Raw genomic sequence first — 24,378 nt, 5'->3', positions numbered from 1 at the left:
AGGCTTTCGAATTTCGGCCAAGCGCTTAGCGGGCGGTATCCGTGGCGATATAGGCGGCCGGCGCCACCCCGAGTTCGCGCCGGAACATGTCGCTGAAGCTGCTGGGCTGGTAGCCCAGGGCGCGGGCGATGGCGCCGATGGCATGCCCTTCGGCCAGGCGCGACGTGGCGACCGCCAATTGCACTTGTCGCCGCCATTCCGCGAAACCCATGCCCAGTTCCTGCGTAAACAGGCGCGAGAGGGTACGCACGCTGGCACCGGCGTGTTCGGCGTGTTGTTCCAGGCTGAGATCTTGCGAAGGTTGTTCGATCACCGCACGGCATACCGCTTCCAGCCGGCGATCGCCGCCGTGCGGCAAGGCGATGCGCAGGGCACTGCGCCGGGCGGCGAGCAGTTCCAGCACGATCAGGCGGTACGCGGCATCGCGGTATTCGTCGCTGCGCTGTTCGCCTTCTTCACTCAGCACCACCATCAGCTGGCGCAGCAGCGGGCTCACTTCGAACACTTCGCCGCGTTGTCCCAATGAACGGGCCATGTGCGCTTGCAGATACAAGTTGCGCATCTGCACGGCGCTCATCATGCGGATCGAATGCGATACGCCCGGCGGCAACCACACCGCACGCTGCGGCGGCACCACTAGCGCTTCGTGCCCCACCTCCACCCACATCACCCCTTCCACCGCATACAGCACCTGCGCCCAGTCGTGGGTGTGTGGTTCGATATATGTGGCGCGCGGGTATTCGCGCCGCAAGGTGTGCAGCGGGCGGTTGTCGTCGTGCAGGCGTGGCGGTGTGGCGCGAGTCATGGTGATCAAGCATATCGCGAGATCGCTTTCTCCCCTGCTTGGCAGGGGAGGGAGCTGATTGCGCGGGCTTGAAGGTGCAATGTACTTGCCGAATTTCTCCCTCCCCTGCATGGCAGGGGAGGGTTGGGGTGGGGTTGTTTGCGCTTGCCTTGAACCACAAGCAGACGTTTCGTTTGTCACACCGTTGCTGTCCTTCGAAAGCGTTCGCGCTTTCGAAGGAGGGTGTTCGTAAGTGTGGGGACTTCACCCCACCCCAACCCTCCCCTACTGCACGTAGGGGAGGGAGCTGATGGCGCGAGTTTGAAGGTGCAATGTACTTGCCGAATTTCTCCCTCTCCTGCTTGGCAGGGGAGGGTTGGGGTGGGGTTGTGTGCGCTTGCCTTGAACCACAAGCAGACGTTTCGTTTGTCACACCCTTGCTGTCATTCCGACGAAAGCGTTCGCGCTTTCGAAGGAAGGTGTTCGTAAGTGTGGGGACTTCACCCCACCCCAACCCTCCCCTACTGCACGTAGGGGAGGGAGCTGATCGCGCAAGTTTGGAGGTGCAATGCACTTGCCGAAATTCTCCCTCCCCTACTGCACGTAGGGGAGGGAGCTGATCGCGCGAGTTTGAAGGTGCAATGCACTCGCCGAATTTCTCCCTCCCCTGCTTGGCAGGGGAGGGCTGGGGTGGGGTTGTTTGCGCTTGCCTCAAATGGCATGCAGCCGCACCGCCATGTTGGGTTGCGCTGCGCTAACCCAACCTACGTTGTTCGGCGTGCTCAGGATTTGCCGAGCTCTGCCTTGAGCTTTTCCAGCTCCGAATCGATCGCGCTATGGCTGCGCAGGGTATCGAGCTCTTTCTCCGCACTGCTGCGATGATCGAGCGGATCGTTCAGCACGCCTGACTGCAACAGGCTTTCCATCGCATCGGCTTTCGCCTGTGTACCGGCAAGCTTGTCTTCCGCCCGGCGCATGGTGTCGCCGACCTGGCCCAGCTTGTTGCCCACGCCGGTGAGCGATTCGGTCACTTTCACCTGCGCTTGCGCGGCGGTGTAGCTGCTCTTCATCACTTCTTTCTGCGTATGGAATTGCTCGATGCGCGCTTCCAGCGTCTTCTGGTAGCCGATCAGCTTCTGCACCTGGGCGGTGATGTTGTCGTGCGCCTTGGCCAGCGACTGCTGCTTGTCCAGCGCAGCCTGGCGCTTGGCCAGCGCTTCGCGCGCCAGGTCTTCGCGCGAGGATTGCAGCGCCAGTCGTGCATTGTCCTGCGCCTGGTCGGCTTCCTGCTTGGCCTGGTCCATCTGGCGTTCGAGCATTTTCTGCTCGGTGACCACTTCGGCCAGGTGCTGCTTGGTTTCCTGTAGGCCGCTGATCATTTTTTCATAGGAAAGATCGAGCAGTTCGTTCGGATCTTCCAGCTTGTTCAACAGCGAATGCGTTTTGGCCTGCAGCAGGTCGGCCATGCGTCCGAGAAGGCTCATAGGTGTACTCCGGTATCAGTTGTTGACCGACAGCACCAGCTGCGGATCGGGGATGGTGGAGGCATCGCGCTCGGTGGTGATCGGCGTGACGGCCGTGCCCACGGCGAAGAATTCGATGATGTGCGGCTTCCAGTTGTGCGAGCCTTCGTGCAGGTCGACGCCGACCACGCCTTCGGCTTTCACCGCAATGGCCTCGTGCTGCATGCGTTCCATGGCAATTTCGCGCGCGTCGTACAGCGCCTGCGAGAAGTTGGTCAGCTCGGTGTTGTTGCCGATATTGCCCAGCGCCTTGAACATGCCCTGGTGCGCTACGTGATACACGCACGAGCCCATCACCATTTCCAGCGGGCGATAGCCGGATTGCAGCAAGGTCCAGAAATCCTGGCCGGAGAGGTCCGAGGTGAACGGCTTGCCGCCGTGGCTCTTGAATCCGGGATGGCCCTTGGCATGCACCACGCCAGTACCGATGGCGATGAACTCCAGGATCTTGTCGTCCCACTCCATGCGCTTGACGGTGAGCTCCACGCCCACGATGCCGTCCGCGCCCATGCCCTCGGCTTCTGCGCGCATGCGCGACATGGCCAGTTCGCGGGCGTGGTACATGGCTTGCGACAGTACGTCCATTTCCTGGTTCTGGCTCCAGTTGGCGTACTGGATGCCCAGGTGGTAGATGCACGAGCCCACGCACAGGCCCACCGGCTCGAAGCCGGCCTTGCGCACCAGCAGAAATTCGTTGACCGAGAAATCCGAGGTGAAGATGCCGCCCGGATGTCCTTCGCTGCGCAGGCCTTTCAAGCGCTCCAGCGCGTGTTGCGGAATCGCCATGCCGTCACTCATATCGAACCCTCTTCCTGATTGGTGTCATAAACGTTGTGGCTGCCCGGCCGCACATCGTTCAGCGGCGAGGGACCGTCGCACATGTCCACCACGTGGCGGATGTCGTGCGGTACCGAGCGGTAGCGTTCGCTGTCGATCACGGTGGCGATCACGATGTGGCGGCCGAGATAGCTGGGATTTTTGTCGTCTTCCGATTTCAGCAACTGGCCGAAATGGATATGCGCCAGTGCGCCGTTGCCTTGCCGGTGCACATCCTGGCGCAGTTGCAGCAAGGCTTTTTTGCGCACCTGCTCCCAGAAGTTGCCGAGCCGGGTCAACGGCTGGTTGACCCAGCCGCCTTTGGCGTCCAGCGAGTTGTAATAGTTGTCCCAGCCTTGCAGCCATTCGTAGTGCGCGCCGATGGCGATGCCGCTGGGCACGATGCCGGCTTCCAGCAGGCGCATGAATTCCAGCGCCGTGACGGTAGCCACCACCGGCTCCGGACTGGGCGGCATGCCTTCGATGCGGATGGCCGTGCCGATCACGGTGAAATCCATGCTGGCGTCGGTGGGCAGGTCGATCTTGCGCATGCGCACGTCGACGATGGCATTGGCGCCGGCGGCCACGGCTTCTTCCTGCATGCGGCTGAGGGCGGCATGCCATCCGGCGGTATGGCCGTTGGTCCACGAATAGCCGAAGTGGTACCAGCAGGTGCCGGAAACCATGGCGATCGGACGCACGCGGTGGCGATGGGTCTGCGCCAGTTCGGCCGGGGTCATGGTGGCGATCCACGGCAGCTTGCCGCTGCCGGCATCAGCCAGGCGTTGTTTGACGAAGTCGGGCAGGTGATGGTGCTGCAGCGCGCTTTCCCATTTTTTCAGGCGCTCGGCGGCATTGCCCGCAAAATCTTGCTGGGCCGGCCCGGTGGGTGTTGCAGTTCCCTTGAAACGGTTAAACCAGGACATCTCGAAACTCCATGCTGTAATCCTTGCAGCGGGATTCGATCGCGCACCTTGCAGCAGGTGCGTTACAGGTTCAGGACATCAGAAAATCGTGCAGCACGTTCTGCGCTGCGCCGGCGTGTTCGGCCAGCACCTGGATATCGCTGTACAGCGCGGCCAGCCAGGCGGGCACATCCATCGGTTCGGTGCTGAGCGTCACCCCGCGCACGGACTTGCTGCGATGGGCGGCGAGGCGCCCTTTCTGCAGTTCCAGTACGTAATGGTGGTCGTGCGCTTCCACGCTGATGCGGGTGGCGTGGCTGGTTTTGGCGAACAGGCCGTCTTTTTGGCGTTCTACCGCAACCCGGCCGGGGATGGCGCCTTCCAGGCGTACCGCAAAGGCCTCCATGAAAGCCTTCAGGTCACCCTGTGCCTTGCGGAACCAGGCCGCATTCAAATCGAAATCGCTGGGAAGACTGCTCAAGACCGCGCCCCTGTCGTGCCAGAACACCACGGTGCGCTTGCGGCCTCCGTGGCCCCCTTCTGCCGGCATCACTGCCGGCCGATGCAAATTAGCGTAGCACGGAGATATTGCGCGGCGCATGCGCCGCAAACTGTTGCGACCGGGCACCCCGTTGCGGGGTGCCCGGCTGGAAGTGCCGGAAGTTTTTCAGTAATCCAGCGTCACGCTGCTGTTGGTGGTGGAAATGCCGTAGCCGCAGGCCGGCCCGGAGGAGCCGATGATGTTGTCCGCGCTCCACGGATTGCTGAGCGTGGTGCCGCTCATGTTTTTCACCACGATGCTGGTGTAACTCACCGATCCGCTCGCTGGTAGCAAGCTGCAACTGGAGATGTTGTACGCCTCCAGCGTGCCGCCGAAGACCCAGGTGAGTGCGCCGTAGGGGCTGGTGGTGAAGGTGGTGGAGGCGCCGCTGGTCTGGTCCTTGGTGGTGATGGTGGCGCAGGTGCTGCTGGTGCTTGTGCTGGTGCAGGTAGCGGTAACGATGCCGTAGATCTGATGACCGGCGGCGGTATTCACCGGACCGCTGTAGTAGGTGCTACCCGCGTAGCAGCAGTTCCAGCTGGACAGCGTCCATGCGCTCACGCCCGAACCACTGAAGGCGTTATAGCCGAGCACCGGCTGCAGGATGGAATCGGGGCTGCTGTCGTTCTGTTCCAGGCCCGGGAAGAAATAATCGACCTGGTTGGTGGTGCTGCTGGGATTGGACGGTACCACCCAGTTGGCCGAGATCGTGCCCACGTTGGATGAGCTGACGTAGTCGGCGGTAAGCAGCCAGCCGCTATAGCTGGAGGCGGGCTTCCTACTGCTCAGCGGATTGCCGATGCGGCCATTCGCTTCGATGCGTACGCCGCTTTGCGTGAAGTGCGGCAGGGTGCACGCAGCGGGTTTGCGGATCGAGCCGTCGAGGGCTTCGATGCTGCCGTCGTTATGCACTTTCTCGCCCTGGTTGACGGCATGCACGCACGAGGCGGCGAAATAGCCGTTCGGTGTGATCACGTAATCCAGCGGCACGTTCTGCGGACGGAAATTGGGCGACAGCGTACTGACACTGGTGAGGTTGACCGCATCGGCAGCCTGCACCGCAGTGGCCATGCCTACCAGCGAAACGGCAGCAATCATCCACCTGCCGAGCCATGCTTTACAGCCAAGCGTAAAAGGTTTCATAAATCGCGCACTCCTCTCGAATGATGGCAAAAGCGATCCCTCGCCCACGAAGGGCGTTGCCCCTCAAAGCGCTGCGAAACGTAACCTGATGTAGCGGGCGACTCCCCGGCCGATATCCTTGGCGCGTCTGCTTTGACGATCAAAGCCGCGGTACTGTCACCACGCCTGCGTGCAGCAGGCGTGAATCGCCGGAGGATTTTTGCAGGTGTTTGCCGATGTGTGCGCCACGGCACACCGGATGTGAAATAGACGTCCAAAAGACCGGCCATGCGTCCGCCGCATGACGGCCGGCGACGCTAGCAAAACGTCCAGGCGGCGTGATGGCCGTGTAAGGCCGCGCTAAGCTAGTGCCCGCACAATGGCAGGCTGGAACAATACCCGCCGGTATGGCCGGGGCAAGGTAATCGGCTTATGCACATCATCCTGGTCGAAGACGACCTCCCGCTGGGCACGGCGATCAAGCAGGCGCTGGAGCAGCTTTCCTATGCGGTGACCTGGCTGCGCGACGGGCGCGAGGCGCTGGCCGCGCTGCGTGACCAGACCGCCGACCTGGTGCTGCTGGACCTGGGCCTGCCGAACAAGGATGGCCTGGAAGTGCTGGCCGAAGCGCGCCGCGCCCACGTCAACACGCCGGTGATCGTGATGACCGCGCGCGATGCGCTGGAGGCGCGCGTGCGCGGCCTGGATGCGGGGGCGGACGATTATCTGGTGAAACCCTTCCACGTGGACGAACTCGGTGCGCGCATCCGCTCGCTAACCCGGCGTGCGCAGGGGCTGGCGGCCAATCGCATCGACGTGGGCGTGATCAGCCTGGATATCGGCACCTCCGAAGCGGAGTACCGCGGCAAGCGGGTGGAGCTGACCCGGCGCGAGTTTTCCCTGCTGCGCATTTTGATGGAGCGGGCAGGGCGCATCGTGCGCCGCGAACATCTGGAGAATTCGCTGTACGGCCTGGACAACTCGGTCGGCAGCAGCGCACTGGAAGTGCAGGTGCATGCGCTGCGCCGCAAACTCAGCTTCGATGCCATCCGCACCATTCGCGGCGTGGGCTACATGATTCCCAGGGACCCCACGTGAATCCACTGAGTTTGCGCGGGCGTCTGCGCTGGATGATTCTGGCTGTGCTGGTGGCGGTGCTGCTGCCGCTGGGCTTGTATAGCTATCAGCGCACGCTGACCGAAACGCGCGAATTGCTGGACGGGCGCCTGGCGCAGTCGGCGCGCACGCTGGATGTGCTGATCCAGAACGGCGGTGCCGCGGCGATCCGCCGGCCGGAGCAGGGGCCGCTGGTGGTGCCCATTCTCAGCCTCAAGGCGGAAGAGCAGCTGATGCACGGCCGCACGCATGAGTCGGAAGTGGGTTATCAGGTGCTGGACCGGCATGGCCGCATGCAGCTCACCACCGCCAACCTGGCGCAACTGCCGTTGCCGCATACGCTGATTTCCGGCTTCGAGGATTATCACTACGAAAGTTATGGCTGGCGTGTGTTTACCTTGGTCGATGAGGTCAACGACGTAGTCATCCGCATGGGCGAGCGTGACGACAGCCGTCGCGATATCACGCACGCCTTGTCGGTGGATCTGGGTTTGACGCAGTTGATCGGCCTGCCATTACTGGCCTTGCTGGCCGGCTGGGCGGTAGCGCGCGGCTTGCGTCCGCTGGAGCGTTTGACCCAGGCGCTGGCCTCGCGCGCGCCAGGCAGTCGCCAGCCGATTCAGCTGGAACGCGCGCCGCAGGAATTGCAGCCGGTGGTGGATGCATTGAATGCGCAGCTGGAACGGCTGGAGGATGCGCTGGAACGCGAGCGCCGTTTCAGCGCCGACGTAGCGCATGAACTGCGCACGCCACTGGCCTCAACCATGATCCATCTGGATACCGCCATGGCCGGCGAGATCCAGCCCGGCACCAAGCACACCCTGGTCAATGCGCAGTCCGGACTTGCGCGTTTGGCGCGGCGCATCGAGCAATTGCTGGCGCTGGCGCGGATCGAAGCGCGTGCGGCAGAGGGGCAGCGCAGCGAAGTCGATCTGGTGGTGGTGGCGATGAATGTGATCGATGAGCTGGCGCCGCTGCTTGGGGAGAGCGGGGTGGATTTTGCGTTTCTGGAGCACGAAGAGCGCTTGGTAGTGCAGGGCTACGAAGCGGCGCTGGCGGCGTTGCTGCGCAATCTGATTGAAAACGCGATGCACCACGTGCCGCAGCAGCATGGGCAGGTGCAGCTGTCGATGGAGCGCTATGGCGGCGATGCGGTGATCGAGGTGATCGACAATGGGCCTGGTATTCCGGCCGAGCGGCGCAGCAGTGTGTTTGCGCGCTTTCATCGCGAGGCGAGCAGTAGCGGTGATGGCTATGGGCTGGGGCTTTCCATCGTGCAGCGCGCCGCGCAATTGCATGGGGCGAATATTGAATTGCTGGATACGCCCTCAGGGCGTGGGTTGCGGGTGAAAGTGGTTATTCCTCAAGCGCACCCCCTCTCCCCCGCGGGGAGAGGGCTGGGGTGAGGGGGCAACCTCGCGCGGTGTTTGGAAGATTGGCGTAGAGCACTTCACGCACGTATGTATGTTGGGGCAAGCCGTGACCCCTCACCCCAACCCTCTCCCCGGAGGGAAGAGGGAGCAGAGCTTCGCATGGCGTGTTTACTCGCCCCCCAAACCAACTCTACGGGGATAGGTAGGTTGGGTTAGCGCAGCGTAACCCAACAAATCTCCCCCCAGCCCGCCAGGCTCAATGCTTACCCACCGTCAAAACACTAAAGCTATCCGCCACCGCCACCGGCCTGCCACGCGCATCCTTCCCCGTCCCAAGCTGCACCGCCGACAAATAAACCCGATGCTTGAGCGGATCCAGCGCCTGCGTCCGCGCACTGGCCTGCGTCGGCACATTGGCCACCACGCGGTAATGATCCGCATCGTCTTCGTGAATCACCGTCAGCGTGCCGCTCTCGCCGTTGGAGCTGTAAATCATGCCTTCGCCCGGATCGAAGCTGACCGCATCCGGACCGTCGCCAATCGCCACGCTGGCAACCCGCTGGCCGTTATCGGCATTCAACACGGTCATGGTCTGGTTGTCGCACACCGAGAACAGCCGCCGGTGCGCCACATCCATCGCCAACCCGCTCGGTGATTCGCACGGTGCCAGCGACCAGGTGTTGAGCACTTTGTTGCTGCGGCTGTCGATCGCCACCAGTTCGGCTTTGTCTTCGATGTTGGCGTAGACATGCCCGGCGTTGTCGGTGGCGGCAAACTCAGGCTTGCCGGGCAGGGCGATGGTGGCGATCACGCGGTTGCTGGCCGGATCGATCACGCTGGCGTTGCCGCTCTTGCCGTTGAAGGTGAACACATGGTGCGAGGCATCGTCATAAAGAATGGCGTCCGGCTTCTGACCGGTGCCGGTGACGGTGGCCACGGTCTTGAGCGTATCCAGGTCGAACACCGTCACCGAATCGGCCTTGCCGTTGCTGGTGAAACCGCGGTGCAGATCCTGCGCAAGGGCGATGCCGTGCACGCCGCTGGTATTGGCGATGCTGCCGATCTGCTTGTCGGCATCCACATCGACCACCAGCACATGGTCGCCGCGGCTGACGAACAGATGCCGGCGCTGGGCGTCGAAGTTGAGGTAATCCCAGCCGCCGCTGCCGCCGAGTTTCAGCCGGTGGATGACCTGGTAAGGCGCGGGCGCGGCATCGGCGGCGATGGAGGGTGCGGTGCTGATGCCGGCCAGTGCGGCAAGCAGGACGGTGAACAACGGGGATCGACGCATGGGGCAAGCTCGGTCTGGGAAGTGCGCCAAGCTTGCCCCGGCTTACTTATCGCTCCCTTAGGGGCCGCCCTATCGGCCCCAGCGGATGCGCAGGCCAAGATCGGCCATGGCGCCGCGCCGGTGCAGGCTGTCGATATTGTGCAGATAGCTGGCTTCGCTATAGAAGCTCACATGCTCGCTCAGCGTGGCGCTGATGCCACCGCCGAATTCCAGCGAGGTGCCGGCGAAATTGGTGGGAATGGCATCGGTGCCGGCGAACACGGTGTTGTAGTCGCGATGGAAATTGCGCCACAGGTTGAGCTTCAGATACGGCTGCCAGTGCTGCACATCCTGGGCAAAATCGCCGAGCAGGCGCGCGCCGACGCGGCCGGTAACGGTGTTGGTGGCGTTGAAGGCCACGCTGGATACCGGATCCTGGAAGCCATCGGTGGTGATGTGCTGCATGATCACCTGCGCCTGCGGTTCCAGTACCAGTTGCGCACCGAGCTTGATCGGCTTGCCGGTTTCCAGCGAGGCGCTTACTGAGCGTCCGCGCGTGCTGTTCTGGAAGCCCTGGATGGAGTTGGCGCGGGTGTTGAACCAGGTGCCCATCAGCACCGCGTCCACGTACGCATCGGAGGCGGTGATGTGCGTCCAGTACGCGCCGACGCTGTCGCCATGGCTGTGCAGGTCGCCTGCGCGCAGATTGTCGAAGCCGCCTACATTGCCGTCGACGGCGCCGTTGGCGTGGGTGTAGCCGATCAGCAGGCCGATATGTTCGCGCCAGCCGCTGGCGCCTTCGAACGCAAACACATCGTGGCCGGCCTGCGCACCTTCCATATCGCCGTCGAAGCGTGGCGTGGCGCCGCCGCTTTGTTGCTGATCGTTGTGCGAGCCCAGCACGCGCACCCATCCGGCCGGCGCCCAGCCATCGCCATTGACCAGCAGCTGGCCGCCCTGGCGCTGGTCGAAGGTACCCAATTGCAGTAAACCCATTTGCATGGCCACCGAGGGAATGGCGGAATCGAGCGCCACTTCCGGGCGATAGAACACACTCGGCGGATCGCCGGCAGGTGGTGGTGTGGGCAGCGGTGGCGTGCCTTCCGCGGCGATGGGCGCGGTGGGCGAAGGGGTTGGTGTGGGTGTTGGCGTTGGCGTCGGTGTGGGTGACGGCGTGCCGCTGGTGCTGCTCTCCGGCGGCAGGCTGGAGCGCAGATACCAGTTGTTTGAGGTGCCTGGTGTCACGCCGCCTTCGAACAGGTAATACGTATAGGCGCCGGCCTGGATCGAACCGCCGTTCAAGCTGAAAGCGCTGGATGCAATGCTCGCGCCGTTGGCTGCTTCGACCAGCATGATGCCGTTGGTGGTGGTAAGGCCGCCGAGGCCGCCGGCATTGTTGACATGGATGGCGGTGTTGCCGCTGCCGGTGCCGCCGCTGATCACCAATTTGTCGGAAGGCGAGGTATCGGTGCCGAGCACGGTATTGAGCAGCAGCTTGGCGTTATTGCCGGTGTAGTTGCCGGTGATGGTGAAGGTGTTGGCGGCGGTCGCGCCGCCGTTGGTGAGATCGATGGTGCCGGCATTGCTGACATTGACCAGTTGGCCGCTGGTATGCGGACCGATGCCGCCGTTCGCGCCGTTGCCGGCGAGCAGGGTGCTGCTGGCATCGATATTGACCGTGCCGGTTCCGCCGCTGGCATTGCCGACCGCGAGGGTGCCATCCATGGTCAGTTGCGTACCGTTGCTGACCGTAACCGTAGGCCAGTCGGTAAAGCCGGCCACGCCGGTGACGGTGGCGCCATTGAAGGTGAGCGTATCGGTAGCAGCACCGGCACCGCTGACCGTGCCGGTGAGATTGAAGGTGCCCTGGATCTGTGCGGTATTGAACGCGCCGCTGCCGCTCCAGCTCCAGTCGCTGCCTTGCGCCTGCAAGGTCTGAAAGCGCGTAAACGCATTGGTGACACTGCCGGTGCCTTGCAGGATCACGGTGCTCGCACTGCCGCCGCCGCCATCGGCCGAGCCGATGATTTGCGAGCCGGTCTGCAGGATCAGCGTGTTGAGGCCGGTGCCCATTTGCACGGCCACGCCGCTATTACTTTGCAGCAGGCCGGCGTTGGTGACCGTGCTGGTGCCGTTGAGCGTGCGCACGGCAGCACCCGACTGGGCGATGATCTTGCCGCCGGCAAGGTTCTGGGTGGTGGCCGAGAAACCCGAGCCAGCCGTATTGGAAAACACGGCATCTGCGCTGCTGCCCTGCGCCTGGATGGTGCCGCTGTTCACCAGCTTGTCGTTATTGCCTTGCAGATACGCGGTGGTGCTGCTGGCACCAGTTGTGAGCAAGCTGCCGCTGTTGGTGATGGTGCCGCTCTGGCCGAGGATCGACATGGCGCGCGCATTGCTGCCGGCGGTGGTGATGGCGCCGGTATTGGTCAGGTTGTTGCTGGCTTGGCCGGTATTGGTTTGGCCCCATGCTGCCGTCATGCCATAGGCGTTTGGGCCGGCGGTGGAGATGCTGCCGTTGTTGACCAGCGTATTGCCGGTGCCGTTGGCGGCCATGCCGTCGTTATAGGCGCCGGTGGTGGTGATGCTGGCGCCGGTGGCGTTGATCAACGTGTTGCTGTTGCCGGTACCGAGCAGTGCGGCGCCGCGATTGGTGCCACTGCCGCCACCGCCGCCAAGGCTGAGCGCGCCGCTGTTGGTGATCTGGCTGCTGTGATCGACGCTGAAGGACACCGGATTGACGGCGCGTGTGTTGGCGAAGTTCACATCGCTGGCGATGTTGACGGTGACATTGCTGCTGCCGCTTTGCGCGGTGACCGGGGCCACGCCACTGCCGCTGCAGGTGACCGTGGTGCCGCTGGCCGGTGCGTTGTTGGTGCACGCGGCATACACCGCGCTCGGGTGAAACATGGAAAGCCACAGCGCCGGCAGTGCGGCGTAGGCATGCAGCAAACGCGGGGCGGGGGCAGATCTTGCACGATGCTTACGCGACATGGCGTATCTCCCTGCAGTGTGGCCCTGATATCCATCAGGTGGCCGGTTAGGGTGCAGCTAGTGCTGCACCCTTTCGTATGCAAGAAATTGCGGCTGTCGCGTTTGTGGAACTTCGGCTGTCAAAGCGCCGTGAAAACCGGCGGGCAATCAGCCTCTTACAGCGTAAAGGTCACGCTGGCCCGCACCGTGCGCGGGGTACCCTGGTTGAGAATGAAGCCCCAGCTGGTGAGCCAGTATTTCTCGTTGGTGAGGTTGTCCAGGCCCACGCGATAGGTGATGGCATGGCTGCCCAGCGTGGTGCTGTAGCGCGCGCCCAGGTCGAAGGTGTGATACGCCGCAACGAAGTTGGCATTGCTCGCCTCGATCGCCTCGTTGCCCACATAGCGCGCACCGCCGGTAAAGAACAGGCCAGGCACCTGCGGCACGGCGTATTCCACGTAGACATTGCCCTGCAAGCGCGGTGCGCCGTAAGCGCGCTTGCCATTCACATCGGCGGCGGCGCGCTGATTGGTAGCGTCGAGGTACATCACGCCGCCCATCAGGGTCCAGTTCTGGCCCAGGCGTGTCTGCGCGGAGAAATCCAGGCCCTGGTAGCGGGTCTGGCCGTTCTGCACATAGACGTTGTCGCTGGTGAGGTATTGCAGGCCGCGCTGCACCTGGAACAGGGCGAGGTTGGTGCTCCAGCTGTCGAATTCGGTTTTGGCGCCGATTTCAAATTGCTTGCTGGTGGTGGGGCCGAAGGTCTGGTACGCGTTGACTGCGGTTTCCGGCGCGCTGCTGGATTGCTCCAGCGACTGCACATAGCTGGCATACAAGGTGACCGGCGCGATCGGCTTGTACATCAGCGCGGCGGTGGGCGTGACCGGATTCTTGCTGTAGCGCGCACTCGGCGTACTGCTGCCCTGGTTGTATGCGGTGTCGATGTATTCCATGTAGCGCAGGCCGAGCAGGGCCGACCACTGCGGCGAGAACGTCACCGTATCGCTGGCGAACAGCGCGCGCTGCGTGGTGGTTTCCGCCAGGTAGTTGGCGCGGTTGGTCGGCACGTCCGGATTGGGGAAGATCGGCGCGTCGAACAGATTGCCGCTGCCCAGCACCGGGCTGATGCTGAAGCCTTCCGGATAGTGTTCGTCCAGCGCCTGCCAGGACGCGCCGAACACCAGCTCGTGCTTGATGTCGCCGGTCATCACCGTGCCGTTGAACATGCCTTGCCACTGCTGGAAGTTGTAGCGCGAGTAGCCGGTGTAATTGACGTCGGTGTAGCTGCCCTGGTTATCCATCAGGATCAGCGCGCTGTCGCCGTTTTCGCGCGTCTGCTTGGCGTAGCTGTAATCGAGGTGGAAGCTCCAGTCGGGCGAGATATCCCAAACCACGCCGGTATTGGCGACGCGGTAGGTGGTCTGGTAGCCGGTATACGGCTGGCTGACGCGCTGGTCGCCCGGCAGCGGCGTGGGCGTGCGTACCGGTTCGGGCAGGGTATAGCCGTAATCCTGGCCCAGGATGATGCCGTAATAGGTGCCGCGCACATCGCGGTCCTGGTAGATGCTGTTGAAATGCCAATGCAGGTTCGACGTGATGTCCTTGGTCAACGCCAGCGAGGCGGCGTTGCGGCGAATATGGCCATCGTCGACAAAGGTGTTGCCGTCTTCATGCACCAGATTGATGCGATAGCCCCAGCCGCCCTGGCCACCGAAGGTGCCACCCAAGTCGGCTGCTTCGCGCAACACGCCATCGGACATGTAGCCCAGGGTAAAGCTCGCATACGGCTTCAGCGTGGGCTGCTTGGATACGAAATTGAGAATGCCGCCGGGCTGGCCGAAGCCGTACATGAAGCCGCCGGGACCTTTCAGCAATTCGATCTGGCTGAAGGCTTCCAGCGGCAGATCGCTGCCCCAGCTCGGAATCGACAGGCCATCCATCTTGTAGCCGTTGAGCAGATCCACCGGCAGGCCGCGCACGGCAATGCCGGACGATTCGCCGGTGTAGCCGTTGGACAGCGGCGTGACGCCGGCATCGGCGGCGAAGGCTTCGTTGATATCGATCGACTGGCGGTTCTGCATCAAGTCCGCGGTGACTGCGTCGATGCTGAAAGGCGTATCGAGCAGGCTGCGTGCGCCGAGCGCGCCGGTGTTCGCGTCGGTGGCGTGGTAGACATCCAGCGGACTGGTGGCGGTGACGCTGACCTGGTCGAGCACCTTGGCATTTTGCGGATCGTTGTCGTCGGCATGCGCCGCGCCGAGGGTCAGCGCGGAAACAATCAGCGCGGCCAGCAGGCGGCGCGAGCCAAAGCGATGCAGAGCGTGACGGCGGGCGGCCACGGACATGGGGAACTCCTTGCGAAATGGTTGTCCGGCTGGCGATGGCTGGCCGATCAGAGAGGGCAAAACAGAAAAACTAGGAGGCGGCAGCAAGCGCCCAGACGCTGCGCGGATCGCCATGGCGCGCGCGGCGTGCGGCGGCACGCGCGAACATCGCAAACACCAGGCCAAGCAGCAGGCCTATCGCATCGACACCGAGCACAGCCAGCGCCTGCGGCGAACTGGCATGCATCAGTGAAGATGCGTTGGCGAGCAGATCGGCCACGGCCACGGCGAGCGTCAGTGCGCTGGTCGCGGCCAGCAATTCCACCGTGGCGCGCGGAATCGACCGCAGGCAGGCATACAGGCAGGCGGCGAAGAACAGGCCGTAGCACGCGGCTTGTTGTGCTATCGCCACATCAAGATCCAGCCGCGCCGCGATCATCGTGGCGGCAAACGCGCCGGAAATACCCAGGCAGCTGCCGATGCACACGCCGATGGTGGCGCGCGCCATCACGCGCGTGCGCTTGGGCTGATCGGCATGGCGGCGTTTGCGCCGCGATTCGATCCACAACAGATTGCCCGAATAAAACAAAAACGCACCGGCCAGCCCCAACACGAAATAAAGCCAGCGCACCAGGTTGCCGCCGAAGGTGCCGAAATGCAGGCCGTACATGGCCGAGTTGGTGATGCCGTTGATGGTGTGCAGGCTGCCGACATGCGTGGACAGCACCGTGCCATCCACCGCCGACAGCGCCACCGTGCCGTAGGTGCCGAGCGTGTGCTGCGAGAGACCGCGCACTTCGGCTACCGCAGTGCGGTCGCCATAGCGCATGTAGTGCAGATAATCGGGCTCGAAGCTGGTGACGCCGCCGGCCACGGAAGCCTGCCTGGCGCGATCGATCAACACTTGCGGCGGCAGCATGGCGGCGGGCGTGTGGCTGGCCGTCAGCGTCGGTGCGGTGGTGACGGCCTGGGCAAACGCGCCGTACAGCTTGCCGTCGAAGGCCAGCGTATTGAGCGCGGCCAGCGTGATGGTGAACAGGCAGAGAATCGAACCGGTGACGGCGAAGATGATATGGAACGGCAGGCTCACCACGCCGATGGCGTTGTGCGCGTCTTGCCACAGCCGTTTGAGGTTGTGGCCTACGCGCATGGCGAACAGGTCGCTGAGCAGATGCGGCAGATGGATCAGGAAGCCGGAAATCAGCGCCAACCCGTACAGCACGCTGACGATGCCCATCAGATAAAGCCCGGCGACCGGAATGCCGAGCGAATCGTGTAGGGCGTAGATAAAGTCCGCCAGGCTGCCGCGATTGGCTTCGTCGCGGGGCTTGCTCATTTCGCTATAGGTGGCGAAACGCGTGCCCTGCGCATCCTCCCAATAGGCATACGCGGCGTGCGCGGGGTCGGGCGGAAGCACGATGCCGAAATCGTCTTTCGCCTGCGGATGCTCGGCCACCAGCCGATCGATCAATTGGCTGAGCGGAATATCCGCATCGCGCGCGCTGTGCCAGGGCGGGTTTTGCCAGGCGGCGATCGCATCGTGAAAGACGGTGAGCGCGCCGGCATAAAACGCCACGAACAGCGCGAAGCCGGCGAGCAAACCGGTCCAGGTATGCACGGTCTGGAAGGTGCGCAGTGTGGCGGCTTTCATCGGGCCAGCCACAAGGCGAAAAACGCCGCGATAGTCGCGCTGCCCAGCGTCACCCATGCACGCCCGGCGTTGCGAAAGGCGAAGGCGCCGCTGATCAAGGCCATCCACAACGGAAAAAACAGAATCAGCACCGGGATCAGCCAATCCGCGCCATCGTTGGGCAGCGCGTGCAGGAACAGGCGCAGCAGCGCCGCAGCGAGGGGAAAACCGAGCAGCACGCCGGCCACGCAGCGACCGATCATGGCGATCCTTTCCTGAGCGTGGCGAGCTGCTTGTTGCGCCACCAGGCGGCATAGGGCAGCGCCACCCAGGCCAGCATCAGCGAGGTCAGCGCGCCGCTTACACCCGCGGCCACGCCACCCGCCGCGCACCAGCTCCATACGCTGGCAACAATCAGCGCCATGCCGGCCAGCCGGGCCGTGGCCGTCAGCGGACGGCCCAGCAGGCGCTGCTGGGGATGGGTGAGGTAGATCGCCACTGCGCCCAAAAAGCCCAGCAAAAAAGCGCAGATCATCATGCAGCGGAGTCCCAGTCGGCCGCCTCGCGGTGCTCCTTGGCGCAGCGCGATCGGCGGTATATGACAATTAGTTAATGGGAATTATTCTCATTGGTGAAAAGTATGTCAACCCGCTGCCGGGCTGGGTCGCTGGCGGGCCGCCCTTGGGGCTGTGATTTTTTTCCCTTCACAGCGAATCATGGGGACATGAGCAACCGCGCCGACCGCCGACATTTCCAGGACCTGCTGCGCGAGCACGAGGGCATCGTGTTCAAAGTGGCCGGGCTGTATGCGCAGCATGCCGAAGACCGGCGCGACCTGGCGCAGGAGATCGGCCTGCAGGCCTGGCGCTCGTTCGCCCGCTTCGATCCGGGCAAGGCGAAGTTTTCGACCTGGCTGTATCGCGTGGCGCTGAATGTGGCGATTTCGCAGCTGCGCAAAACCAGCGGCCCCGGCAGCGGCAGGCTGGAACCGCTGGAACAACATCACCTGGACAGCCTGCACGCCGATCCGCTGCCCGAAGCCGATGAGCGGCTGGCTGCGCTGTATGCCTTTATCGGCCAGCTCGATGCGCTCAATCGCGCGCTGATCCTGCTTTATCTGGAAGACAAGAGCTATGCGGAGATCGCCGACATTCTCGGCATCAGCGAAACCAACGTGGCCACCAAGATCGGCCGCATCAAACAAACGCTGCGCGGGCAAATGACCGGCGCGGCCATGGCGGGAGCATGAATATGGAACTGGACGAGATGAAACAGGCGTGGCTGGCGCTCAATCAGCAGCTGGCGCAGCAGCAGACGCTGAGTTGGCAGATTTTCCGCACCCATCAGGCGGAGCGGCTGCGCCGCGGCGTGCGCCCGCTGCTGTGGGGGCAGTCGTTGCAATTACTGCTGGGCATTGCCATGGCGCTGTGGGGGATCGGGTTCTGGTCCAGCCATCTGCATATCTGGCAGGCGATGGCGTGCGGCATCGCCATGCAGGTTTTCGGCACCTTGGCGATCATTTTTCCGGCGCGCGTGTTGTCGCTGGCGCAGACCATCGACTATGCCGCCCCGGTGCTGGAGATCCAGCGTCGTCTTGCCCAGTTGCGTGCATGGCGGGTGAAGGTGGAAGCACCGGTATTTGCCGTGCTCGGCAGCCTGATCTGGATTCCGGCGATGCTGATGTTGTTCCAGTACGCGGCGGATCGCGCCGGGGTCGACTTGTGGAGCCAGCTGTCGCATTCCCTCACCTGGCTGCTGCCGTGCGCGGTGCTGTCGCTGGTGTTTGTCGGGATCGCCTATGCGCTGATTTGCCGGCTGGGATTTCGCCGCCAGCTGGAAGACAGCTTCGCCGGCAACAGCGTGAAGCGGGCCGAGGCGATGCTGGAGGAGATTGCGCGGTTTGAGCGGGAGTGAAGGCAGCGGGGCGCGGCTGGGATTTCCAGACGTGGGTCCGGACAGGCACTATGGCCGGACCCGCTTAGCGACGTCCTGATCTCTTATGCATCCGAATGAGTCCTGGCTGCTGTTGATGCTTGCGTCATTGGTTGCCGGCGTGCAGAACGCGCTGGCCGGCGGGGGCTCCTTTCTCACCTTTCCAGCCTTGTTGTTTGCCGGCCTCGATCCGCGCCTGGCCAATATCGCCTCCACCATCGCCCTGTTTCCCGGGCAGGTCACCACGGGACTGGCCGGCCGCGCGGATGTGGCGGGCGCCGAAGGCTTGTCGTTCCGCATGCTGTTCGGCATCAGCCTGGTCGGCGGCGCCTTGGGCGCGGTGTTGTTGCTGGTAACCCCGGTGAGCGTCTTTACCCGGCTGGTGCCGTTCCTGGTGTTGTTCGCCACGGTGGTGTTTGCCTGGGGCAGCTTTTTCAGAAAACCCGCTGCCCATGGCGCAAAGCCGGCGCTGGGCCGGCACGCCGCCATGCTGGTGCAGTTCTGCATTGCCATCTACGGCGGTTATTTCGGCGGCGGCATCGGCATCTTGATGCTGGCCGCGCTGACCGCCGCCGGCCTTGGCGTGCGGGTGGCAGGGGCGACCAAAAACGTGCTGGCGGCGGTGATGAATGCGTCGGCCGTGGCGATCTTCCTGGTGCAGGCGCGGACGCTGCCCTGGCCCTTGATCGGCTGTGTGGCGATTCCGGCGATCGTGGGCGGCCAGCTCGGTGCGCACTTACTGCACCGGGTCAACGAGAAAGTACTGCGTATCGCGATCGTAGCTATCGGGGTGGCGCTGACCGTGGGTTTGTTCCTGCTGAAATAAAAAAACGGGCCCGGGTGGCCGCGCAGACCCCCGCCTGCGTAAGGGGGCCCATTAGGAGTAGAGTGAACGATTCTTTCAGTAATGAGCTGGACGTTCGAATGAGCGACACATCCAAACCCTTAACGGCCGCGACCATCCATTCAGTTTATTCCGGCGCCAAAGTTGTTTCTGTCGTCGAGCAGGCCAAGGATTTTAAATCGACCAACAGTTTTGCCCGCGATGCGACGCATCCCGGCACGGCGCCAGAAAAGCCCAAGGCCGAAAAAAAGCGGCCGCGCTAGCCGCGCCCTGATCAGCGCAGCGTGCGGATGCGGAAATTGCGTCCCTTGACCTTGCCGGCGCGCAGGCGTTCCAGCGCCTTGTTGGCCAGCGGCCGGCTGATCGCCACGTAGGCGCGCGTGGCGAAAACATCGATCTTGCCGACGTCGTTGGCGTCCAGGCCTGCATCACCGGTCAAGGCGCCGAGGATGTCGCCGGGGCGCAGCTTGTCCTGGCGGCCGGCATCGATCACCAGGGTTTTCATCGGTGCCAGGTTCAGGGTCTTGCCGCGTGGCGCCGACACATTCAGCGCACGCCACGGCAGCGGCTGGCCGAGCGCTTGTTCGATGTTTTCGGTTTTGGGCAATTCGCGCGGCGTGCTCAGCGTGATGGCCAGGCCGGTTTGCCCGGCCCGGCCGGTACGGCCGATGCGGTGGGTATGCGTATCGGGATCGTGCGCCACGTCGTAGCTGATCACCAGCGGCAAGGCGGTGATGTCCAGTCCGCGCGCTGCCACATCGGTGGCCACCAGCACGGCGCAGCTGCGGTTGGCGAACTGCACCAGCACTTCGTCGCGATCGCGTTGTTCCATGTCGCCATGCAGGGCCAGCGCAGAGAAACCGCGGCGATCCAGTTCTTCCGCCACCGCATCCACATCGCGCCGCATATTGCAGAACACCAGTGCATGCTGGCCGCGTTCGCCGCTGAGCAATTGAGCCAGGGCATCGAGCTTGCGGGCGGGATCCACCTCGACGAATTGCTGCTCGATCGCCGCCTTGGCCTGCGCCGGCGCTTCCACGGTGATTTCCACCGGCTCGCGTTGCACGCGCGCACTGACTTCGCGGATGGCGGCAGGGTAGGTGGCTGAAAACAGCAGTGTCTGGTGATGCTTGGCAATGCGCCCCACGATGTCATCGATCGCTTCGCTGAAGCCCATGTCCAGCATGCGGTCGGCCTCGTCCAGCACCAGCACCTTGATGCCGCCGCCATGCAGGCTGCCGCGCTTGAGATGTTCCTGCACGCGGCCGGGCGTGCCCACCACGATATGCGGATCGTGCGTCAGCGAGGCCAACTGCGGCCCCAGCGGCATGCCGCCGCACAGAGTCAGCAGTTTCACGTTGGGAATATTCGCGGCGAGCTTGCGAATGGCCTTGCTTACCTGATCGGCCAGCTCGCGCGTAGGGCAAAGCACCAGCACCTGCAGGCGGATGGTTTCCACGCTCAGCGTTTGCAGCAGGCTCAGGCCGAATGCTGCGGTCTTGCCGCTGCCGGTCTGGGCCTGGGCGATCACATCGCGCCCCTCCAGCATGGCCGGAAGGCTTTGCGCCTGGATCGGCGTCATTTGGCGGTAGCCGAGCGTTTCAACGCTGGCGAGCAGCTCGGGCTTCAGGGGCAGGGTATTGAAGGCAGTCATATCGAATCGCGAGTGGGCTGCCTGCGGTATTCCAGATCCAGCTATCCCTTGGTGGGCTGCTGGTTGGCGCGATACGAGAGCCCCGCAGGCATAAGCAAACCGCTATCACGCGGGCCCGGCGGGGTTTCCTGGATCGGCCTGGAGGCCGTTGAACAGCGATGGGTGCCGGGAGCCGGCGACGAAAGGCCTTACATGATACCGGCATTAAAAAGCCCGCAAGGGGAGCCTGCGGGCTTCAGGGTCATCCATCTTGTTTGCTGGGGCGGGAGGGGAGGCCAGACCCAGCGGCGGGACTGATGTCTCACGACATGGAGGTAACTATACCGACAAGTTCGTTAATAGGATGTAATCCCGCTCAAAATTATCGGAGACCCCGCCGGGCCGGTCTTCCAGGGGCATTGCACAAGCGGCAGCCTTGACCTATGTTGTATCTGACAACATAGGACGCAGCCCATGCAATCCCACCTCGTCGATCGGGTCAGAAGCTTCAACCGCTTCTACACGCGCCATATCGGCCTGCTCTCCAAATTTCTTCCCGGCAGCGCATTCACCTTGGCCGAGGGGCGCGTGCTCTATGAGCTGGCAAACATCCCGGAGCAGACCGCGGCAGACATCATCCGCAGCTTGGGCATGGACAAGGCGCATATCAGCCGGATCGTGGCGCGATTCCAGGAAACCGGATTAGTGAAAAGCCGGATCAGCCCCGAACACGGCAAGCACAAACTGTTGTCGCTGACCGCGAAGGGCAAGCAGACCTTTCAGCAGTTGAACGCGGGCACGCAGGCGCAGATCGAGGATCTGGTATCGCCGCTGCCTGCGCATCATCAGCAACGGTTGGCGGCGAACCTCTACGAAATCCAGACCTTGCTGTCGGGAACCAAGGCATCCCCCGATGAGGTGCAACTGCGATCGTTGAAGGTGGGCGATCTGGGCTGGATCACGCATCGGCAAGCACTGCTTTATCAGCAGGAATATGGTTGGGATTGGACCTATGAAGGCCTGGTTGCGCAGATCCTGGGCGACTTCGCCAAATACTTTGATCCCGCGCGTGAAGATGCCTGGGTGGCCGAACATCATGGCGAGGTGATGGGTTCCATTTTTCTGATGAAAAGCCAGGATGCCGAGGTTGCCAAGCTGCGCCTGCTTTACGTGGAACCCTCCGCGCGCGGGCTCGGTGTTGGATCACGTCTGGTCCATCGATGCATCGAGCGGGCGCGCGAGCTTGGCTATAAAACGCTGACCTTATGGACCAACGACAACTTGGTCTCCGCACGAAAAATCTATCAGGCGTTTGGTTTCGTGCTGGTCGAAGAAAATCGGCACCATTCCTTTGGCAAGGATCTGGTCGGACAAACCTGGACGCTCGACTTGCGCGCGCACTAAACCGAATGACGAGCGCAGTGCGAGTGGCATCGGCCTCGTGTCATGGCGAGGCCTGGTCCGGACACGCAACGCTGTGCATCCATCTAAACCCCAGCGCGCCCGGATAGACCGCAACGCAGACAACGTTGCCCGCTTGCGCGGCGGCATATTGCCCGCTGCCAACCTGCAAATTGGAGCCGCCGGGATCCGGGCCGCCTGCCAGTTTGAGGTAGTAATGCGTGCCGCTTTTACCGGACGTGGTGTATTTCCCGGCGATCTGGCTGTGATAGATATCCGGCGCACCTGTATCCACGATGCGATTGACCAGGCTCAGTGCGGCATAGCCATAACCGAAAGCGAGTATGCCGAACAGCAACAGCGCAAAGAACCAATCTTTGAATGCAAGCGACGCTCGCGTGTCAGCATCGCCACCGAAGAACGCGACATACAGCCCGAGCAACCACAACAGCCCCACCAGGGCGGCCGGTATCAAAACCACGTTCTCGTGCACGAGGTCGGCCAGCGAAGACGCGAGCAGGAGCAGGGCGACGATCTCGAAGAGCGCAGCCACCAGCGTGCCGACAACGATGCCGTCGTTCTCCTCGGCCGTGCCCCGATGCTTGAAATACAGCTTCAGCACTATCGGAAGCCACGGCAGGCATACCTGGACCAATACCAGCGTGATCAGTTGACGGTGCAAGGCAACCGCAAAACATGTCACCAGGGAAAACGTGATCAATGCGACGCTGACGAGAACCAGATAAGGCTTTGCCGCACGATCCGGTAGGGCCGATTGCAGCTCATCGTCATAACGTGCCACGAGCGCGCTCCTTGAGTGGTGCCAGGTCCGATGGGATCTGGCCGTCGCAGGAGCCGGCTTTTTCTCCGGGTATGCAAACCGGGCGCTCTGGCGATTTTGCCGCGCCAGGCGAATGGATTAGCTGGTACCCGTGCCCCTGTTAGTGGCATGCACGATACCATCGTCTCCGTACGCGCTGCGGCGTGAGCGTCAGCCGTGTCGGTTGGTGCCCTACATCCGCTTGGGCGACAGAGCAAATGGGCTCAGCCGGTCGCCGGCTGAGCCGTGTTGAACGCCAATTGCGCCGCAAACGCCCGCTTATACGCCGGGCGCGCTTCGCCTCGAGCCACATACGCGGCCAGGCTGGGAAATTCATTCAAAATGCCCGACGGCCTCGTCCTGAGCAGCACCGACACCATGACCAGGTCGCCCGCACTGAACGCGCCGTCCAGCCATTCCGCATCGCCCAGGCGCGCCGCAAGTTGGTTCAACCGATGGCGGATGCGATTCGCTACCAGCGGCATGCGTTCCTTGCTCCAGGGCTTGTCGCCCTCGGTGAGCCTGACCGTCACCAAATCAAGAATCGGTGGCTCCACGGAATTGAGCGCAGCAAACATCCAGGTGATGGCGCGTGCGCGGGCGTTCGGCTCGTCCGGCAATAAACCTGCATGCTGCGAAGCGACGTGAAAAATGATCGAGCCCGACTCGAACAGCACCAGATCGCCTTCCTCATAGGTCGGAATCTGGCCAAAGGGATGAATGGCCAGATGCGCAGGCTCCTTCATCGCAGCGAATGAAACAGCCCGAACTTCGTAGGGCAGCCCCGCTTCTTCCAGTACCCAGCGAACGCGCGTATCGCGCGCCAGACCCATGCCGCCATCGGGCGAACGTTCAAAGGCGGTAATGGTGATAGTCATCGGGGTCTCCTGGTGATCGTCGTTGCACGGTGCCATCGTCGGGAGCCGGGGCGCCGAGTATAGGTTTCAACATGGGGCGGCTTTTTGCCCTGTTTGAAGTGGCGACGAATGGGCTGGCGTGGAATCGACATGCCTCGTTTCGAATGCTTGGGCCGGCCAGCGACCGCAGCTTCGTGTCGCAAGTGGCTGTCGGGGCTGGAGTGAATCTGTCGGGAGCATGCCAAAAATCCGATGAGACGGGCGGATTCACCCTATGCCATGGGAGTAAGGTGCCTCCCGTACCCAGAAACAAAAAAACCGCCTCTTGCAAGGCGGTTTTCCATATTCCATCCATATTGACGCTTTTCTTGGCTGTGAGCTGACCTGAAATTTCTGGTCCAGATCCAAAGTTCATAGACTTATGACGAGGAGACTGGACGATGCCCAAGAAACGCTTTAGTTCCGAAGAGATCATCCACAAGCTGCGCGAGGCCGAGGTGCTTTCCTCGCAGGG

At 62.9% G+C, this 24,378-nt stretch carries 22 protein-coding genes; 7 read left to right on the top strand and 15 right to left on the bottom strand.

Annotated elements, in window-relative coordinates; translation table 11 throughout:
* Positions 1-25 precede the first annotated feature (25 nt).
* From IGX34_RS20975 to IGX34_RS20950, 6 genes are all read right to left on the bottom strand, one after another.
* Positions 26-805 (bottom strand): AraC family transcriptional regulator, encoded by a 780-nt coding sequence (locus IGX34_RS20975; protein WP_192557709.1) that lies wholly within the window; start codon positions 803-805, stop codon positions 26-28.
* A gap of 761 nt (positions 806-1,566) precedes the next feature.
* A complete protein-coding gene (locus IGX34_RS20970) occupies positions 1,567-2,268 on the bottom strand; it encodes a PspA/IM30 family protein (RefSeq protein ID WP_192557708.1) in 702 nt (233 codons plus the stop codon).
* 15 nt (positions 2,269-2,283) lie between these two features.
* Entirely contained in the window at positions 2,284-3,105 is an 822-nt protein-coding gene (locus IGX34_RS20965) for a heavy metal-binding domain-containing protein (protein WP_192557707.1), read from the bottom strand.
* Complete coding sequence (locus tag IGX34_RS20960) at positions 3,102-4,049, bottom strand: heavy metal-binding domain-containing protein (protein ID WP_192557706.1); 948 nt, start codon at positions 4,047-4,049, stop codon at positions 3,102-3,104. The genes IGX34_RS20965 and IGX34_RS20960 overlap by 4 nt, the downstream gene beginning before the upstream one ends.
* Positions 4,050-4,119: 70 nt before the next feature.
* Positions 4,120-4,509: a hypothetical protein gene (locus IGX34_RS20955; protein ID WP_192557705.1), complete on the bottom strand. Its 390-nt coding sequence runs from the start codon at positions 4,507-4,509 to the stop codon at positions 4,120-4,122.
* A 186-nt stretch (positions 4,510-4,695) separates the two neighbouring features.
* A complete protein-coding gene (locus IGX34_RS20950) occupies positions 4,696-5,667 on the bottom strand; it encodes a hypothetical protein (RefSeq protein ID WP_192557704.1) in 972 nt (323 codons plus the stop codon).
* 456 nt (positions 5,668-6,123) lie between these two features.
* On the opposite strand from IGX34_RS20950, the gene IGX34_RS20945 reads away from it, so the two are divergent.
* The gene (locus tag IGX34_RS20945) at positions 6,124-6,789 is read left to right on the top strand and encodes a response regulator (protein WP_192557703.1); all 666 of its coding nucleotides are present in this window, start codon (positions 6,124-6,126) and stop codon (positions 6,787-6,789) included.
* Positions 6,786-8,213: a sensor histidine kinase gene (locus tag IGX34_RS20940; protein WP_338015524.1), complete on the top strand. Its 1,428-nt coding sequence runs from the start codon at positions 6,786-6,788 to the stop codon at positions 8,211-8,213. Before IGX34_RS20945 ends, IGX34_RS20940 begins: the two co-directional genes overlap by 4 nt.
* Before the next feature lie 223 nt (positions 8,214-8,436).
* On the opposite strand, the gene IGX34_RS20935 is transcribed toward IGX34_RS20940, so the two are convergent.
* The 6 genes from IGX34_RS20935 to IGX34_RS20910 form a co-directional block, all read right to left on the bottom strand.
* Positions 8,437-9,471, bottom strand: a complete 1,035-nt coding sequence (locus IGX34_RS20935; protein ID WP_192557702.1) for a YncE family protein — start codon at positions 9,469-9,471, stop codon at positions 8,437-8,439.
* A 69-nt stretch (positions 9,472-9,540) separates the two neighbouring features.
* Complete coding sequence (locus IGX34_RS20930; RefSeq protein WP_225737669.1) at positions 9,541-12,444, bottom strand: autotransporter family protein; 2,904 nt, start codon at positions 12,442-12,444, stop codon at positions 9,541-9,543.
* A gap of 155 nt (positions 12,445-12,599) precedes the next feature.
* Complete coding sequence (locus IGX34_RS20925; RefSeq protein ID WP_192557701.1) at positions 12,600-14,768, bottom strand: TonB-dependent siderophore receptor; 2,169 nt, start codon at positions 14,766-14,768, stop codon at positions 12,600-12,602.
* A gap of 70 nt (positions 14,769-14,838) precedes the next feature.
* Positions 14,839-16,398: a PepSY-associated TM helix domain-containing protein gene (locus IGX34_RS20920; RefSeq protein WP_192557700.1), complete on the bottom strand. Its 1,560-nt coding sequence runs from the start codon at positions 16,396-16,398 to the stop codon at positions 14,839-14,841.
* Positions 16,395-16,640, bottom strand: a complete 246-nt coding sequence (locus IGX34_RS20915) for a hypothetical protein (protein ID WP_192557699.1) — start codon at positions 16,638-16,640, stop codon at positions 16,395-16,397. The genes IGX34_RS20920 and IGX34_RS20915 overlap by 4 nt, the downstream gene beginning before the upstream one ends.
* On the bottom strand, positions 16,637-16,915 hold the full coding sequence (locus IGX34_RS20910; RefSeq protein ID WP_192557698.1) for a hypothetical protein: 279 nt from the start codon (positions 16,913-16,915) through the stop codon (positions 16,637-16,639). The genes IGX34_RS20915 and IGX34_RS20910 overlap by 4 nt, the downstream gene beginning before the upstream one ends.
* A 186-nt stretch (positions 16,916-17,101) precedes the next feature.
* On the opposite strand from IGX34_RS20910, the gene IGX34_RS20905 reads away from it, so the two are divergent.
* The 4 genes from IGX34_RS20905 (at position 17,102) to IGX34_RS20890 (ending at position 19,416) form a co-directional block, all read left to right on the top strand.
* Entirely contained in the window at positions 17,102-17,626 is a 525-nt protein-coding gene (locus IGX34_RS20905) for an RNA polymerase sigma factor (RefSeq protein WP_192557697.1), read from the top strand.
* Positions 17,623-18,291, top strand: coding sequence for a hypothetical protein (locus IGX34_RS20900; protein WP_225737668.1), 669 nt, complete (start codon positions 17,623-17,625; stop codon positions 18,289-18,291). Before IGX34_RS20905 ends, IGX34_RS20900 begins: the two co-directional genes overlap by 4 nt.
* Positions 18,292-18,376: 85 nt before the next feature.
* Entirely contained in the window at positions 18,377-19,135 is a 759-nt protein-coding gene (locus tag IGX34_RS20895) for a sulfite exporter TauE/SafE family protein (RefSeq protein ID WP_192557696.1), read from the top strand.
* A 98-nt stretch (positions 19,136-19,233) separates the two neighbouring features.
* Positions 19,234-19,416: a hypothetical protein gene (locus tag IGX34_RS20890; RefSeq protein WP_192557695.1), complete on the top strand. Its 183-nt coding sequence runs from the start codon at positions 19,234-19,236 to the stop codon at positions 19,414-19,416.
* Positions 19,417-19,427: 11 nt separating this feature from the next.
* On the opposite strand, the gene dbpA is transcribed toward IGX34_RS20890, so the two are convergent.
* A complete protein-coding gene (dbpA, locus tag IGX34_RS20885; protein ID WP_192557694.1) occupies positions 19,428-20,807 on the bottom strand; it encodes an ATP-dependent RNA helicase DbpA in 1,380 nt (459 codons plus the stop codon).
* A gap of 552 nt (positions 20,808-21,359) precedes the next feature.
* On the opposite strand from dbpA, the gene IGX34_RS20880 reads away from it, so the two are divergent.
* Positions 21,360-22,190: a bifunctional helix-turn-helix transcriptional regulator/GNAT family N-acetyltransferase gene (locus IGX34_RS20880; protein WP_238482213.1), complete on the top strand. Its 831-nt coding sequence runs from the start codon at positions 21,360-21,362 to the stop codon at positions 22,188-22,190.
* A gap of 40 nt (positions 22,191-22,230) precedes the next feature.
* Here IGX34_RS20880 and IGX34_RS20875 read toward each other — a convergent pair whose 3' ends face one another.
* Together IGX34_RS20875 and IGX34_RS20870 are read right to left on the bottom strand one after the other, a co-directional pair.
* Complete coding sequence (locus tag IGX34_RS20875; RefSeq protein ID WP_192557692.1) at positions 22,231-22,989, bottom strand: hypothetical protein; 759 nt, start codon at positions 22,987-22,989, stop codon at positions 22,231-22,233.
* A 242-nt stretch (positions 22,990-23,231) separates the two neighbouring features.
* Positions 23,232-23,885, bottom strand: coding sequence for a glutathione S-transferase family protein (locus tag IGX34_RS20870; protein ID WP_192557691.1), 654 nt, complete (start codon positions 23,883-23,885; stop codon positions 23,232-23,234).
* Positions 23,886-24,378: the final 493 nt, after the last annotated feature.

Origin of the sequence: Dyella acidiphila, assembly GCF_014863405.1 — a bacterium.
Taxonomy (GTDB): Bacteria; Pseudomonadota; Gammaproteobacteria; order Xanthomonadales; family Rhodanobacteraceae; genus Dyella_B; species Dyella_B acidiphila.
The sequence above is the reverse complement of the archived record's forward strand: the minus strand, read 5'-3'. Positions and strand labels throughout refer to the sequence as shown.